The 15,193-nt window shown below is 72.0% G+C and carries 15 protein-coding genes; 5 read left to right on the forward strand and 10 right to left on the reverse strand.

Annotated features, from left to right (window positions below; genetic code table 11):
* Positions 1–66: 66 nt before the first annotated feature.
* On the forward strand, positions 67–879 hold the full coding sequence (locus tag FDA94_RS34865) for an ABC transporter permease (protein ID WP_137251318.1): 813 nt from the start codon (positions 67–69) through the stop codon (positions 877–879).
* Here FDA94_RS34865 and FDA94_RS34870 read toward each other — a convergent pair whose 3' ends face one another.
* Genes FDA94_RS34870 through FDA94_RS34880 form a run of 3 tightly spaced genes read right to left on the reverse strand, consistent with a single transcriptional unit; the run spans position 880 to position 3,628 of the window.
* Positions 880–1,722, reverse strand: a complete 843-nt coding sequence (locus tag FDA94_RS34870) for an NAD(P)-dependent oxidoreductase (RefSeq protein ID WP_137251319.1) — start codon at positions 1,720–1,722, stop codon at positions 880–882.
* 47 nt (positions 1,723–1,769) lie between these two features.
* Entirely contained in the window at positions 1,770–2,933 is a 1,164-nt protein-coding gene (locus FDA94_RS34875; protein WP_137251320.1) for an acyl-CoA dehydrogenase family protein, read from the reverse strand.
* 59 nt (positions 2,934–2,992) lie between these two features.
* The gene (locus tag FDA94_RS34880; RefSeq protein ID WP_137251321.1) at positions 2,993–3,628 is read right to left on the reverse strand and encodes a TetR/AcrR family transcriptional regulator; all 636 of its coding nucleotides are present in this window, start codon (positions 3,626–3,628) and stop codon (positions 2,993–2,995) included.
* An 80-nt stretch (positions 3,629–3,708) separates the two neighbouring features.
* Between FDA94_RS34880 and FDA94_RS34885 the strand changes: the two genes are divergently transcribed.
* Positions 3,709–5,748 (forward strand): acetate--CoA ligase family protein, encoded by a 2,040-nt coding sequence (locus FDA94_RS34885; RefSeq protein WP_170991256.1) that lies wholly within the window; start codon positions 3,709–3,711, stop codon positions 5,746–5,748.
* On the opposite strand, the gene FDA94_RS34890 is transcribed toward FDA94_RS34885, so the two are convergent.
* The 5 genes from FDA94_RS34890 to FDA94_RS34910 are packed head-to-tail and all read right to left on the reverse strand — an operon-like array spanning position 5,717 to position 10,391.
* On the reverse strand, positions 5,717–6,133 hold the full coding sequence (locus FDA94_RS34890; RefSeq protein WP_137251323.1) for a ferritin-like domain-containing protein: 417 nt from the start codon (positions 6,131–6,133) through the stop codon (positions 5,717–5,719). The genes FDA94_RS34885 and FDA94_RS34890 overlap by 32 nt on opposite strands.
* Positions 6,103–6,834 (reverse strand): dolichyl-phosphate beta-glucosyltransferase, encoded by a 732-nt coding sequence (locus FDA94_RS34895; RefSeq protein ID WP_137251324.1) that lies wholly within the window; start codon positions 6,832–6,834, stop codon positions 6,103–6,105. The genes FDA94_RS34890 and FDA94_RS34895 overlap by 31 nt, the downstream gene beginning before the upstream one ends.
* Positions 6,831–8,177, reverse strand: coding sequence for a sensor histidine kinase (locus FDA94_RS34900; protein ID WP_137251325.1), 1,347 nt, complete (start codon positions 8,175–8,177; stop codon positions 6,831–6,833). The genes FDA94_RS34895 and FDA94_RS34900 overlap by 4 nt, the downstream gene beginning before the upstream one ends.
* Positions 8,174–8,869, reverse strand: a complete 696-nt coding sequence (locus FDA94_RS34905) for a response regulator transcription factor (protein WP_170991257.1) — start codon at positions 8,867–8,869, stop codon at positions 8,174–8,176. Before FDA94_RS34905 ends, FDA94_RS34900 begins: the two co-directional genes overlap by 4 nt.
* A gap of 34 nt (positions 8,870–8,903) precedes the next feature.
* Positions 8,904–10,391, reverse strand: coding sequence for a phytoene desaturase family protein (locus FDA94_RS34910; protein WP_137251327.1), 1,488 nt, complete (start codon positions 10,389–10,391; stop codon positions 8,904–8,906).
* A gap of 161 nt (positions 10,392–10,552) precedes the next feature.
* Between FDA94_RS34910 and FDA94_RS34915 the strand changes: the two genes are divergently transcribed.
* The 3 genes from FDA94_RS34915 to FDA94_RS34925 all read left to right on the forward strand — a co-directional run bounded on the left by FDA94_RS34915 (position 10,553) and on the right by FDA94_RS34925 (position 14,272).
* The gene (locus tag FDA94_RS34915) at positions 10,553–11,461 is read left to right on the forward strand and encodes a pseudouridine-5'-phosphate glycosidase (RefSeq protein ID WP_137251328.1); all 909 of its coding nucleotides are present in this window, start codon (positions 10,553–10,555) and stop codon (positions 11,459–11,461) included.
* Positions 11,462–11,561: 100 nt separating this feature from the next.
* A complete protein-coding gene (locus FDA94_RS34920; protein WP_246060325.1) occupies positions 11,562–12,470 on the forward strand; it encodes a carbohydrate kinase family protein in 909 nt (302 codons plus the stop codon).
* Between the two features lie 65 nt (positions 12,471–12,535).
* Positions 12,536–14,272, forward strand: a complete 1,737-nt coding sequence (locus FDA94_RS34925) for a hypothetical protein (RefSeq protein WP_137251330.1) — start codon at positions 12,536–12,538, stop codon at positions 14,270–14,272.
* Here FDA94_RS34925 and FDA94_RS34930 read toward each other — a convergent pair.
* A complete protein-coding gene (locus FDA94_RS34930; protein WP_062333678.1) occupies positions 14,269–14,715 on the reverse strand; it encodes a GNAT family N-acetyltransferase in 447 nt (148 codons plus the stop codon). The two genes, FDA94_RS34925 and FDA94_RS34930, sit on opposite strands and share 4 nt — an antisense overlap.
* Before the next feature lie 163 nt (positions 14,716–14,878).
* A partial coding sequence (locus FDA94_RS34935) for a Rieske (2Fe-2S) protein (RefSeq protein ID WP_137251331.1) occupies positions 14,879–15,193 on the reverse strand: 315 nt, incomplete at its 5' end.

The following is a 15,193-nucleotide window of genomic DNA, read 5'->3' on the forward strand; positions in this document are numbered from 1 at the left end:
TCCCGTCATGTCGCCACTGGCGTGCGGGCTTTCACGTTACGTGACTCCCGCCGGAAAGGAGATCTCATGAGACGGCGTCCGTGGGTGCTCGCGTCGGTGACGTGGGCGTATGTCGTATGGTCGCTGGTGCCGATCCTGGTGGCGATCCAGTTCTCGTTCAACGACGGCCGCTCGCGCAGCACCTGGCAGGGCTTCTCCCTGCAGTGGTACTTCGGCTCGTCGGGCTCGGTGGCCGAGGATCCCTCGTTGCGGCTGGCCCTGGTCAACAGCTTGGTGGTGGCGGGCCTGACGACGCTGATCGCCACTCCCCTGGGCGTGGCGACGGCGCTCGGGCTGTCACGCTGGCGGGGGCGTCCGGGCCGCGTGGTCGGGGGCCTGACCCTGCTGCCGCTGGCCACCCCGGAGATCGTGATGGGCTCGGCGCTCTACCTCGTCTTCACCAACCTCTACCTGTTCGTGCCGCTGGGCCAGCCCGCGCAGGTCATCGGTCACGTGACGTTCTCCGTCTCGTACGTCGTGGTGATCGTCCGCTCCCGGCTCGCGTCGATCGGGACCGACTACGAGGAGGCGGCCCGCGACCTGGGCTGTGGGCGGCTGTCGGCCGTCCGGTTGATCCTGCTCCCGCTGCTGACCCCCGCCGTGTTCGCCGGCGCCATGGTCGTGTTCGCGTCGTCGATGGACGACTTCGTCATCTCGGCGTTCCTGTCGCCCGACGCGTCGTCGGTGACCGTTCCCATCAAGCTTTACAGCGCGGTGCGGAACGCGCCGACCCCCGCGCTGAACGCCTTGGCGACATTGCTGGTGGTCGCATCCGTGCTGGCCGTGCTGCTCGGCCGGCTGGTGCAACGGCGGGGATCACTCCACGATGCACGGCGCTGATCACTTGCCGCGTTCGGCGACGTATGCCGACAGGGCGGAGAATGCCTCGTCTCCCCGCCCGTCGGCCGTCGCCCGCTCGGCGTAGTCGCGGGCCGCCCGCAGGGCCCCGGTCGCCAGGCCCGCCCGCTCGGAGGCCGCGATCACGTGGGAGATCTGTGCGTGGGTCGACCGGATCGACGAGGCCGCGCCGGAGTGTTCGCCCGATTCGAGGTTGGCCCCGCACTCTTCGATGAGCGTCGGCAGGATCTCACCGAGTCCCTTGAGCATCGGCGTCAGCTCGCCCGGCTCGATGCCTTCGGCGGAGGCGAGCGCGTAGGAGTGGACGACCCCCGCCAGCGCGTTCCAGAACACGTCGAGCACCGCCACGTCGAAGGCGGCCGCGCGCCCGGGGTCCTCCCCCAGGTAGATCGGGTTGGCCGGCACCGACAGCTCGGTCTCCCATCGGGAGAACACCGGCGACGGCCCGCTGTAGAAGATCGTGCCGCTGGGCGTGCCGATCGCCTCGGCCGGGCAGGCGACGGCCCCTTCGAGGTAGGTGATGTCGTGGTCGGCCGCCCAGGCGGCCATCTCCCGGGCGCGGTGGGGGGTGTCGGCCGTCAGGTTGACGAGCGTCCTGCCGCGCAACGCCTGGGCGTCGACGATCGCCTCGACCGCGCCGTAGTCGAGCACGGACACGATGGTCAGCGCGCCGACGGCCTCGGCGACCGTCTTCGCCTCGACCGCCCCGTCGGGGGCCTTGCCGGGGGTCCGGTTCCAGACCGTCGTCGGATTGCCGTTCGCGATGAAGGCTCGGGCCAGCGCTCGTCCCATCGGCCCGAGCCCGAGAATCGTGACTGGAGTCATGCCTCGACCCTACGAACGCCCACCGACAAAGCCGGGGACCGCCGAGCTCAGGCGATGACCTGCCGGACTCCCCGCCGCTCCATCGCCCGCGCGATGATGAGCCGCTGGATCTCGCTCGTGCCCTCCCAGATCCGGTCGACCCGCAGCTCCCGCAGGTACCGTTCGGCCACGTTGGTCCGCATGTATCCGCGCCCGCCGAACGTCTGCACCGCCCGGTCGGCGCACCGCCACGCCGCCTCCGAGGCGAACAGCTTCGCCAGTGACGCCTTCGCGTGCACGACCTTCCGGTCGGCCCCCGCGTCGGCCAGCGCCGCCACCTCGTACACCATCAAACGGGCCGCCGCCGCGTCGGCCGCCGAGTCGGCCAGCGGGAAGGCCACGCCCTGGTGATCGATGAGCCGCGATCCGCCCTGCTCGCGCTCGGCGGCCCAGGCCACCGCCTCCTCCAGCAGGCGTCCCATCGCCCCGACGCAGTGGGCGGCGATGCCCAGGCGCTCCTCCACGAACCAGTTCTGCTGCAGCGCGTCGGCCTGGCCGAGCCCGCCGAGCACGGCGTCGTCGCCGACGAGCACCCCGTTCAGGTGGAGGGTCGGGTGCCCGTGCGGGAAGGAGTGGGTGAAGGGCGGATCGTCCAGGTATTCGACCCCGTCGGCCTCGGCGTCGACGAGGAACAGCGTCGGCCCGGCGTCTTCGGCCAGGGCCACCACGATGTGCACGGCCGCCACGTCGCCGCTGGTCACGAACCATTTCTCGCCGTCGAGCCGCCACCGGTCGCCCACCCGCTCGGCCACGGTCGAGATGCCCGACGGGTCGGAGCCCGCGTATTCCTCGGTCACCGCGTAGGAGACCCATCCCTCGCCGAGGAGGGCGGGGCGCAGGTAGCGGGAGATCTGGTCGGGTGTGCCTGCCGACAGGACGTTGTAGGCGTCGGGGACCCACCACCACAGTCCGTTGGTGTTGCGCCCGAACTGCTCGTGCACCACGACGTAGTCGGTGGCCGACCATCCCTGACCGCCGTGCTCGACGGAGTGCCGCCCGCCGTTGAGCCGGGCCGCCAGGGCGGCCTTCATGATCTCGCCGACGTCGGAGGAGGGCAGCCGCCCGCCGGCCCGTTCGGCCGACTCCTCGCGTGGAATCAGCACGTCGTCGACGAAGGCCCTGGCCCGGTCACGCAACTCGATCTGCTCGTCCGACAGCCGTATCAGCGACATGTCGCTCTCCCCACGATCCCTGACTGGCGACCCAGTCAAATCGGGGAGCGATCACCCTGTCAAGCCGGAAACGACGACCGGTCGACGCCCACCTCGCGGGCCGCCGCGATCCGCGCGTGCTCCAGCAGGCGCTTGCGCGACATCGCCCCCGAGTGGAGCGTGTAGCGGACCACGAGCCCGTCGAGCATGCCGTCGAGCCGCTCGGCCGCACCCTGCGGGTCGTCGCAGGCGAACTCGCCGGCCTCCATGCCCTGTGAGATCACCTCGGACAGGATCTCGATCCAGCCGCCTTCGAGTTCGAGCAGGATGTCGCGGACGTGCGGCTCGCGCACGCCCAGCGCCCAGGCGTCGAGCCACAGGATCCAGCTCTGGTCGGACCGCGACGACGGGATGTAGAAGCGCAGCACGCGATCGAGCCGCTGGATGGCGGTGCCGGGGCCGGCGATGATCTCGCGCAGCCGCCTGACCTCGCTCTCGGAGGTGGCCCGCAGCATGGCGGTGATCAGGTCGTCTTTGGTGGCGAAGTGGTAGTGGATCAACCCGCCACTGACGTTGGTCGCTTTCGCGATGTCGGAGACCCGGGTGCTGGCGAGACCTCGTTCCAGCACCACACGCCGGGCGGCGTCCAGCAGTTCGGCCCGGCGCTGATCTGCCTGATCGGCCCGGCTGCTCCGGGCGCCCTCCGCGCTGCGCACCCGGCAACTCTACCCCAGCACCGCCTCGCGTCGGCGACCATCCTTGACTGCTGACTGGTTGACCAACCAGTGTGGTGAGGGTGAGACCCGCGCGCCTGCTCGCTCCCCGTTCGGTCGCCGTCGTCGGCGCTTCGACCCGTCCCGGCTCCTACGGCAACCAGGCGGTCGCCAACCTGGTCACCGCCGGTTTCCCTGGCCCCGTGTACGGGGTGCACCCCACCGCCCGCGACGTCCACGGCGTGTCGTGCGTGCCGACCATCGGCGACCTGCCGATCGCCCCGGACGCGCTCGTGATCGCCACCCCGGCGGCCACCGTGCCCGGCCTGCTGCGGCAGGCGGGGGAACGAGGTTGTGGCGGTGCGGTCGTACTGGCGGCCGGTTTTGCCGAGATCCCCGGGGGCCGGGCCCTCCAGGACGACCTCCGCCGGACCGCCCTCGCCCACGACCTCCCCGTCTGCGGCCCCAACGGGAACGGCATCGTCTCGGTGGTCGGGCGGGCCCCGATGTGGGGCGACGCCTACCTGCCCAGACGCCCCGGCCCGGTGGCGCTGGTCTCGCAGAGCGGCAACGTGGCGGTCAACGCGCTGCTCAGCAGGCGCGCGCTGCGCCTCCACACCGTGGTCTCGTGCGGCAACCAGGCGGTTTTGAACGCCTCCGACTACCTCGCCGCGCTGGCCGAACTCGACGGGGTGCGCTCGGTCGCGCTCTACCTGGAGACCGAGGACCCCGGCCTCCCGGCCGCCCTCGCCCTGGCGGCCGGACACGGCATCCGCGTGGCCGTGCTGAAAGCGGGCTCCAGCGAGCGGGGCGCCGCCGCCGCGTCCGCCCACACCGGCGCGGTCGCGGGCGACCACCGCGTCCTGAAGGCGCTGGTCGAGGAGGCGGGCGGAGCCTGGGCCCGCAACCCGCACGAACTCCTGGAGTCGTCGAAAGCCCTGAGCCAGGTCGGGAGGCACAGCCCCGCGCATGGCCGAATGCACGACGCCGGCCACGGCGACGGTGTCCTCGTGGTGACGTGTTCGGGTGGCGACGCGGCCGTCGCCGCCGACGAGGCCGCCCGGCTCGGCGTCTTGCTTCCGGCGCTCGACGCCGTCACGGTGGAGAGGCTCAAAAGCCTGCTTCCCGGTACGGCCACCGCCGCCAACCCCCTCGACTACACCGCCGTCGTCTTCGGCGAGACACGAAGAACGGCCGACATCATCACCGCAGCGGGCGACGACCCGGCGGTCGGCGTCGTGCTCGCCTCCTACGACCGTCCAGAGGAAATGGACGCAGAGCAGACCGAAGCCTGGGACGCCGCCCTGAACGGCATCACGGACGCGGCGGCGCGACTGGACGTCCCGGTCGTCGTGGCCGCCACGCTCCCGGAGCTCATGCCGGAGGCGACCGCCGAGCACCTCATCGACCTGGGCGTGATCCCGGTGGCGGGCCTGACCGAGGGGCTGGTCTGCGCCCACGCCGTCACGGCCCGCTTCGACCCGCGCCGCCTGCGCGAGATCGCCGCGTGCGCCCCCCGGAGCCCGGATCGCTGGCTCAGGGAGGTCGAGGGCAAGGCCCTCCTGAAGGCCCACGGCGTCGCCGTCCCCCGGGGCGCGGTGGCGGAGAACGCGGAGGAGGCCGAAGCCCTCCTGAAGGAGCTGGGCACCGTCGTGGTCAAGGTCGACTCCGCCGACGTCCGCCACAAGGCCGCCGAAGGCGGCGTCATCCTCGGCGTCTCCACGGAGCAGGACCTCGAACGGGCCCTGAGGCAGCTTCCTCCGCCCGTCCTCGTCGAGGAGATGATCCCCCAGGGCGTCGAGGTCATGGTCTCCGTCAGGTACGACGCCGTCACCCCGGTCGTCGTCATCGCCCTCGGCGGGGCCTGGGTGGAGGTCTTCGACGACGCCGCGGTCGTCCCGCTCCCCGTCACGCCCGAGCGCGTGGCGGGAGCCGTACAGAAGATGAAGGCCGCCAGGCTCGTTCCGGACATCAGGACACTCGCCCGGACCGCCGTCGCGATCGCCGACATGACCCGTCAGGAAGGCTTCGCGCTGGTGGAGGTCAACCCCGTCATCCTGCGGGGCCGGACCGCGACGGCGGTCGACGCCGTCATCTGCCGAGCGCGCCCTGCAGGTCCATGACGTGGTCCTGGGTCTGCTGGAGCAGGGGGCGCAGGGCTTCGGCGACGTCGGGGAGGCCGAGTTCGATGGCCTGCTCGACCCGCTCGCGGTAACGGACGAGCTGGGTCTCCTCCAGTTCCAGGTCCAGCCGGAGGGCGGCGGCGCCGTCGGGGGTGTCGGGGATGGGCGGGACCTTCACCGAGGGGACGCCCCCGAGGAAGTCGATCTGCTCCGCCAGGGCGGAGGCGTGTTCGAGTTCCTGGGTCAGGTGGGCGCGCATCTCTTCGACGATGGGCTGGTATTCGGCGCCCTTGATGGTCGCCGCGTGCTGGGTGTACTGGACGATCGAGCGGTATTCGCTCTCGAGGTCCTCGTTCAGGAGCGCGATGAATGCCTGTTTGTCCATGCGGCTGCGGCTACCCCGCGATCGCGTTCCGACACCACCCGGGCGAGGCCGCGTAGCTGGGCGATCGAGGTGCGCAGGACGTCCACGCTGCTGTCGGGGTCGTCGACCCACCGCACGGGCACCTCGCGGATGCGCAGGCCGCGCCACTGGGCCTTGAGCAGCAGTTCGGTGTCGAAGAACCAGGCGTCGTCGGCCACGTGCGGGAGTAACTCCCGCGCGACCGGTGTGCGCAGCGCCTTGAAGCCGCACTGGGCGTCGGTGAAGGTCGCGCCGAGCGAGCGCAGCAGCCGGTTGTAGGTGCGGGAGATGAGCTCGCGCCGGGGTCCGCGCACCACCGAGGAGCCGGGGGCCAGCCGGCTGCCGACCGCGACGTCGCACTCCCCCGCCAGCAGCGGGCCGACGAGCGGCAGGAAGGCGGCCAGGTCGGTGGACAGGTCGACGTCCATGTACGCCACCACGTCGGCCTGGCTCCACGACCAGGCCTCCCGCAGCGCCAGTCCCCGGCCCTTGGACTCCAGGCGGATCGTCCGGACGTCGTCCAGAGACCTGGCGATCGACCAGGTGGCGTCGGTCGAGCCGTTGTCGGCCACGGTCACCTGGGCCGGAAAGGGGCACTCCCGCTTCAGGTAGTCGAGGAGCGTGGACACGCTGGAGGCCAGCACCCGTTCCTCGTTGTAGACGGGCAGCACGATCTCGATCACGCGGCGGAACCGGGGAGCCGTACGGTCACGGTCGTCCCGCCCGACGGGCCGCTCGCCAGGCGCACTTCCCCGTCGGCGGCCCTGACCGCCTGGGCGACGATGGCCAGGCCGAGGCCCGAACCGGGCAGGCTGCGGGCGGCGGGCGAGCGCCAGAAGCGCTCGAAGACGTGCGGGAGTTCCTCGTCGGCGATGCCCGGCCCCTCGTCCCGGACGGTCAGTTCGCCGTCCCGCAAGCGGACCGTCACGGTGCCCCCCTCTGGGCTGAACTTGACCGCATTGTCCAGAATGTTAACGGCCGCGCGCTCCAACCCGCGCACATCCCCGCACACCCGCCACGGGGACAACTCCACGTCGAAGACCAGGCCGGGGCCGCGCCGCCGGGCCCGGTCGACGGCGGCGGAGACCACGTCCTGGAACTCCACCTCGCCGGACACCAGGGCGTTCTCCGCGTTCCGCGACAGCTCCAGCAGGTCGGCGATGAGCGAGGACATCTCCTCGAACTGCTCCTTCACGCTGACCAGGAGCAGCCGCTTGCTCTCGGCCTCCAGCGGCCGTCCGGTGTTCTCGCTGCGGAGCAGCAGGTCGATGTTGGTGCGCAGCGAGGTGAGCGGGGTGCGCAGCTCGTGGCCGGCGTCGGAGACGAGCTGCCGCTGGCGGTCGCGGGAGGCGGCCAGCGCGGCGGTCATCGTGTTGAAGGCGGCGCCCAGACGGGCGATCTCGTCCTTGCCGTCGACGGGGATGCGGATCTCGAGGTCCTCGGTCCTGGCCACGTGTTCGACCGCGCCGGTCAGCGAGGCGACGGGGCGCAGGGCCGTACGGGCCAGATAGAGGCCGGTGACGCAGGCGCCGAGCACCCCGAAGGCGCAGACCCCGGCGAGCACCAGGCCGAGCGCCCGCAGCGAGGTGTCCATCTCGCGGGTCGACCGGAACACGGTCAGCGCGGTGCCGGGCTTGAACCATTCGGTGTAGGCGATGACGGGCGTCTGGTACTTGCCGCGCAGGACGCCGTCGCGCACCACCGGGCGGCCCTTGCCGGCGGTGAGGGCGAGTTCGGCCGGCAGGGGGTCGAGCGCCGAGGAGCCCTCCTGGCAGATCGACCCGTCGGCCTTGACGAGCTGCCAGCCGCGCCCCGAGGGGTCCCACGGCTGGTCGCGGTAGTCCTCCCCGCAGCGGGCCAGCGCCTGCGCGACCTGCACGTCGAGCACGGGGAACTGCTCCAGCGACTCCACCAGCTGGTCGCGCATCTGGTCGCGGACGATGAGCCAGCTCGCCCCGGCGCAGACGGCGATGGCGACGGCCACCGCCACCGCGATCACGAACGTGACCCGCCGCCGCAGGCTCACGGCGCGGCCTTCAGCACGTAGCCGACCCCGCGCACGGTGTGGATCAGCCGGGGCTCCCCCTCGGCCTCGGTCTTGCGGCGCAGGTACATGACGTAGACGTCCAGGGAGTTGGACGAGGGTTCGAAGTCGAAGCCCCACACCGCGCTGAGGATCTGCTCCCGGCTGAGCACCTGGCGGGGGTGGGCCAGGAACAGCTCCAGCAGCAGGAACTCGGTCCGGGTCAGGTCGAGCGGCCGGCGGCCGCGCCGCACCTCCCGGGTCGCCGGGTGCATCCGCAGTCCCTCGAAGGCCAGCTCGTCGCCGTCCGCGGAGGCCAGCGCGCTGCGCCGCAGCAGCGCCCTCACCCGGGCCAGCAGCTCGTCGAGCTCGAACGGTTTGACCAGGTAGTCGTCGGCTCCGGCGTCCAGGCCCGAGACGCGGTCGCCGACGGCGTCGCGGGCGGTCAGCATCAGGATCGGCACGCTGTCGCCCACCGCCCGCAGGCGGCGGCAGGTGGTGAGCCCGTCGAGGCGCGGCATCATGACGTCGAGCAGGACGGCGTCGTAGGCCTCGCGCTGGAGCTCGGCCAGCGCGGCCAGCCCGTCGGAGGCCGTCCCGACCCGGTATCCCTCGAACTCCAGGCTGCGCCGCAGCGCCTCACGCAGGGCGGGCTCGTCGTCGACGACCAGGAGCCGGGGTGTCTCGTCCGTCACGGTCACACGGTAACGACCGCCTCTGAGAGGACCCTTAACGTTCCAGAACGGCCATCGCCGCGTTGTGGCCCGGGATGCCGCTCACGCCGCCGCCGCGCCGCGCGCCCGCCCCGCACAGCAGCAGCCGTTCGTGGGCGGTCTCCACGCCCCAGCGGCCCTCGCCCTCGGCATAGGGCCACGACAGGTCCTGGTGGAAGATGTGCCCTCCGGGGAGGGCCGCGTCCTTTTCCAGGTCGAGGGGGGTCTTGGCCTCCAGGCAGCCGGGCAGCAGCACGTCCTCGATGGGTTCGGCCAGGACCGAGTCGATCGAGGCGAGGGTCCGGCGGACCGCCTCGTCCTTGGCCCCCGGGCGGTCGAACAGCCGCGCGGGCATGTGCAGGCCGAACAGCGTCATCGTCTGCGCGCCCGATGTGCGCAGGTCGGCGCCGAGGATCGACGGGTCGGTCAGCGAGTGGCAGTAGACCTCGGCGGGCGGCAGATCGGGGATCTCCCCCGCCGACGCCTGCCGGAAGGCGGCGGCGAGCTGGTCGCGGCTCTCGTTGATGTGGAAGGTGCCGCTGAAGGCCTCGCGCGGGTCGACCGAGCGGTCCTTCAGCCGGGGCAGCCGCCTCAGCACCATGTTGATCTTGAGCTGGGCGCCTTCGGGCCGCTGCGGGGTCTCCTCGCCCAGCAGGCCCGCGAGCGTGAAGGGCGGCACGTTCGCGAGGACCTTCGCGCCGGTCACGGTGTGCTCGCCGGTCTCGTCCCGGTACGTCACCTCGCCGGTCGCCGGGTCGATCGCGACCACCTCGGCGTTGAGGCGGATCTGCGCGCCGGCCTTCAGGGCGATCGCGGCCAGCCCGCCCGTGACGGCGCCCATGCCGCCCACCGGGACGTTCCAGTCACCCGTGCCGTCGCCGACGACGTGGTAGAGGAAGCACCGGTTGGCCAGCAGGTCGGTGTCAGGGTCGGCGAAGGTGCCGATCAGGGCGTCGGTCAGCACCACCCCGCGCACCACGTCGTCGGCGAACCACTCGTTCACCACCTGGCCGATGGGCCGTTCGAACAGATCGGTCCACGCCTCGCCCACCAGGTTCCTCATCGCGTCGCGCGGCATCAGCGGCTCGATCAGGGTGGGCGCGATCGCGGTCGCGGCGGCGGCCGTCATGGCGTAGAAGCGCCGCCAGGCCACGATCTCGTGGCCGCCACCGGTGATGTTCGCGAACGAGGCGGCGGTGCGGTCCTCGTCGCCGCCGTCGACCAGCAGGCCGCCGTCGCCGACCGGCGTGTACGACGAGTAGCGCCGCCGCCGCAGGTCGAGCGGCAGCCCCAGGTCGGTCACGACCTTGGAGGGCAGCAGGCTGACGAGGTAGGAGTAGCGCGAGACCCGGGCCTCGACGCCCGGGAAGGCCTGGGCCGAGATGGCCAGGCCGCCCACGTGGCCGAACCGCTCCAGCAGGAGCACGCTCTTGCCCGCGCGGGCGAGATAGGCGGCGGCGACCAGGCCGTTGTGGCCGGCACCGCAGATGACGACGTCGAACATGGTGGTTCCCCTCGTTTACCCGTCGTTTGGGCAGATTCGCAACGAAAACGGGAGCGTGGCTAGAGACCGGTCTGCCAATGGGGCTGCGGCGGGGACACCATGCCCGCACCTTACATTTGTGAGTGCTCTGGGACCACCTGCGACGTATGGGGAGATTTCAAATGATCAAGCGTTCCGAGGAAGTGGCGACCGCGCTCGCGGAGGGCCGGCCGGTGGTGGCACTGGAGTCGACCATCATCTCCCACGGCCTGCCGCAGCCCAGGAACCTCGAAGTGGCCCGTGAGCTGGAAGGACTCGTCAGGGCGGGCGGCGCGGTCCCGGCCACGATCGCGGTCCTCGACGGCGTGCCCCGCGCCGGGCTGACCGACGAGGAGCTGGTGCGGGTCGCGACCGAGCCGGGGCTGCGCAAGCTCGGCTTCCGCGACCTGGCGCCGTGCGCGACCCTCAAGCTGAGCGGCGCGACGACGGTCTCGGCGACCTCGTTCCTGGCCGCCCGCGCCGGCATCCGGGTGTTCGCCACCGGCGGCCTGGGCGGCGTGCACCGCGGCTACACCTCCGTGCAGGACGAGTCGGCCGACATCGACACGCTGAGCCGCACCCGCATCACCGTCGTCTGCGCCGGCGTGAAGTCGATCCTGGACGTGCCCGCCACCCTGCAGCGCCTGGAGACCCGCCAGGTCACCGTGGTCGGGTTCCGCACGAACGCGTTCCCCGGCTTCTACCTGCACACCTCCGGCGAGCCGGTCGACTGGCGCATCGAGTCGGCCGAGGAGGCCGCCGGCATCATGCGCGCCCAGGACGCCCTCGGCGGCCCCGAGACCGCCCTGATCGTCGCCAACCCCGTACCGGAGGACGAGCAGCTCGACCCGGCCCTGCACGACCGCGTCCTCGCCGAGGCCCTCGCGGCCGCCGAGACCAGCGGAGTGACAGGTCAGGCCATCACCCCCTACTTGCTGGAATACCTGGTCGAGGCCACCCAAGGCGCCTCACTTGCGGCCAACCTCGCGGCAGTACGCGGAAACACCCGCCTCGCGGCGGAAATCGCGTCATCCTGGACGCCGGAGAATTGAGGGACATGGGATCGGGGATGCAGGCGCGGCTGGTGATCGGCGATGTCGTGACCGACGCCGGATCCGGGGCCCCGTGACCCGGGACGTGAGGGGGCTACTGGTGATCGGCGATGTCGTGACCGACGTCGTCGCGCTCCATGCGGAGCCGGTGGCCACGGGCACCGACACCGAGGCCGACATCACGCTGCGGCCCGGCGGCTCGGGCGCCAACACCGCCGCGTGGGCCGCCCACCTGGGCGGCGACGCCCGGTTGCTGGCCCGCGTCGGCGCCGACACGGCGGCGTGGCACCTGAACGCGCTGAGCGGCGTCAAAACGCATGTGACCGTCGACCCCGCCCGCCCCACCGCCGTCGTGATCGCCATGGTCGACGACGCCGGCGAGCGGTCGTTCCTGACCAACCGGGGCGCGGCGCGGCACCTCGGCCCGGGAGACTGGACCGACGCGCTGCTCGACGGCGTGGACTGCCTTCACCTGTCCGGCTACCTGATGTGGACGCCGGAGGGGCTGGAGCTGGCCCGGATCGCCATGCGGGCCGCGAAGGACGTCACGGTCAGCGTCGACCCCGCCTCGACCAGGTTCCTGCGCGAGTTCGGGACCGAACGTTTCCTCGCCGAGACGCGGGCGGCGGATGTGATCATCCCCAACCGCGACGAGGCGCTCGCGCTGACCGGAGCCGCCGAACCCGAGCGGGCGGCCGAACTCCTCGGCGACATCTACGGAACCGCCGTCGTGAAGCTCGGCCCGGCGGGCGCGCTTCTCGCCCAAGACGGGCGTATCGTTGCTCGGGCCGGTGCCGTCTCGGCGGGGCCGGCCGACCGCGTCGTCGACTCCACGGGCGCGGGAGACGCGTTCGCGGCCGGGTTCCTCACGGCACGACTCGCGGGTTCCACCCGTTCCGAATGTCTCGAAGCGGGCTGCCGCGCAGGCCGGCGGGCCGTTGGGCTTGTCGGCGGCCGTCCTCCGGCCGTCAAGAACGCAACAGAGCTTTACCCTATTGACACCAATTGATAGCTTGCGGCGTAAGCTGCACCATTAGCAACAAGCGTCACTCTCGGGAGGGTGCGGTCAAACCGATGGACGCCGAGTCAACGATCTGCCTGAGCGATCTGGTTCCCGCTCTTCGCTGGAGCCGCCCCCAGCAGGTGGCCGAGGTGCTGGGAGATCCACGCCTCCCCGGCGGCTGGTGGGGCTCCGTCGCACTGGGCCGTGCCCTCGGCACGACCGGAGTTGACTGGGTCTGCGAGCGGCTCGCCCGGCTCGCCGTGACCCACCTCGACCATCTGCCGCTGACCGACTTCATGCCGGCCGTGCAGGTGCACACGGTCGACCGTCAGCTGCCCGGCTGGCCCGACCCCGTCCGCTCGGTGATCATCGGGCTGGGCGGCTGGCAGCGCCTGCGCCGCCTCACCGCGGGCGACCTCGACACCCCGTCTGCGGCGGCGACGCCCGAAGTGGTGCTGACGGCGGTGTTCAAGGAGATCTTCACGCACATCCGCATCGAGATCCCCGCCGAGACCGCCGCCGCGGCGGCCGCCACGGCCGCCGCGCCGCAGGCCAAGGCGCCCGCCCCGGTCCAGCAGCCGGCCAAGTCCGTCCCGCTGTCGGCCCCCGTGCCGGCCGTCGAGGAGACCGGCATGATGGCCGCGATCCCGGCGATCCCGGCGCGCGGCCAGGTCAACGGCGCGAAACCGGCCGTCAACGGCACCCCCGTGGTGCCGGCCCCGGCCAAGGAGCCCGAGAAGCCCGCCCCGCTCAACACGGCCGAACACCCGATGGTCGGCCTGGTCGAGCACCTGTTCCGCGAGTGGAACCAGCTGGAGCGCGCGGTCGCCGCGCAGCGCCTGTTCGCCGCCGAGCCGATCAGCCTCCGCACCCTCGCCCACGAGCTCAACGTCGACCGCGAGCTGCTGTCGCAGGCCCAGCGCACCGCCGAGGAGCGGGTGCTGATGTGGCTGCGCTCCCCCGACTCCGCCGCCCTGACGGGTCACCTGTTCGGCCTCACCGAGTGGCTCGGCACCGCCGCCACCCAGGAGCAGCTGATCGGCGCCGACCCGTCCCACCCGATCGAGGTCCCGGCGCTGCGTACGCCCCTGTGGCGGGTCCTGGTGACGCTCATGCCCGACCGCCGGCTGCAGGACGGCTGGCTCGTCGTGGGCGATCTGGGCGGCCTGCGCGACCGCACCCGCCAGCTGCTGTCGGCCCACCCGGCCGACGCCGACGTGATCGAACTGCTCGGCCAGCTCGGCATCCGTTCCCACTCCGCCAAGGCCTGGATGGAAGCCCTGCCGAAAACTCCCGCGAACGCGACGTCCCCCGTCAACGGCGGCGCCCCTGTGGGCGACGCGCCTCTGCCGCGCCGCACCCCCGGCGCCAACGGCCACCCGGCCCGCCCGGCGGGCGTGCCGATACCGAAGATGGCCCACAGCGGCCCCGACCCGGCGACCGCCCTGGCCGCGCTCAACGCCCTCACGGGCGGCGCCCCGCGCCCGCACCTGGTGCCCAGCCCGCGCAGCACGCCGAGCCCGGCCTCCGACCCGCGCCGCTGGCAGCGCATCGACGTCACCAGCGGGCACCTGCGCGGTGAGCCGGTGGCGGTGCCCGAGAACTACGCGGCCCAGCTCGGCATGCGTCCCGGCACCCTGCTGTCGGTGACCGGCCCCGGCGACAACGCCGTGGTGCTGGTGTGGCGCGACCGGCAGCCGGTCTTCGACTCGCTGCAGCCGGTGCTGATGCGGCTGAACGCGCGGCCGGGCGACTCGGTCTACGTGACCGTCGACGGCTACCGGCTCGACGCGCAGCTCACGTCCTAAGGGTTCTTGGGGCGGAGCAGCTTGCGGTAGTAGGTGGCCGACACCTCGTAGCCGGTCGCCTTGTAGAACTCGGCCGCGCGGCGCGTGGCCAGCGCGACGTATCCCGCGTCGCGGCTGCGCGCCCAGAGCTCGAACTCCGCGAGCAGGTGGCGGCCGAGGCCGTGACGGCGGAAGCCGCTCTCGATGATCGCCTCTTCCACCCACGCGACCCGGCCGTTGGCGAACAGGGTCAGGTGGGTGAAGCCCAGGAGGTAGCCCCTGACGACGCCGTCGACGGTGGCCACGAGGAGGAGCGCCTCCTCGTTCTCCAGGAGCTCGGGGAAGGCGGCGTCGAACGCGGCCCGCTCTGGTCGGAACGACACGGCGAATTCGCGAGCCAACGCGAAGATCTGCTCCGCGTCGGTCTTCTCTGCTCTGCGAAGCTGGAGATCACCGGACGTCATGAGAGGACTCTAGGATCCGTCCAACCTGCGCGTCCATCACCGGGATGCGGTCGCGCGGCTACCGAGTCCGTCCGAAACGCCTGGCTCAAAGGAAGTTTAAGCAGGTGGGAAGTGGTACGTCCGGCCACGTACCACTGGTGGTAATGGTGCCAAACTTTCGGACTTATCCGAGGAGGATCTGGTCGCCCTCGACCTTGATCGGAACCTCCGGGAGCGGGCTCTTGGCGGGGCCGCCCTGGACCGATCCGTCGGCGATCGAGAACTGCGAGTTGTGGCACGGGCACACGATCTTGCCCGCGTCGACGCTCTTGACCTTGCAGCCCTGGTGGGTGCAGACCGGGCTGAAGGCCTTGTAGGTGCCGGCCTCCGGCTGCGTCACCACGGCCTGCTCGGTGATCACGCCGCCGCCGACCGGCACGTCGGCCGTCGCGGCGAGCGCGGCGCCGCCGGCCGCGGGGGCGTCGGTCGCGGGGGCGTC

It is taken from the genome of Herbidospora galbida (genome assembly GCF_005233835.1).
GTDB lineage: Bacteria > Actinomycetota > Actinomycetes > Streptosporangiales > Streptosporangiaceae > Herbidospora > Herbidospora galbida.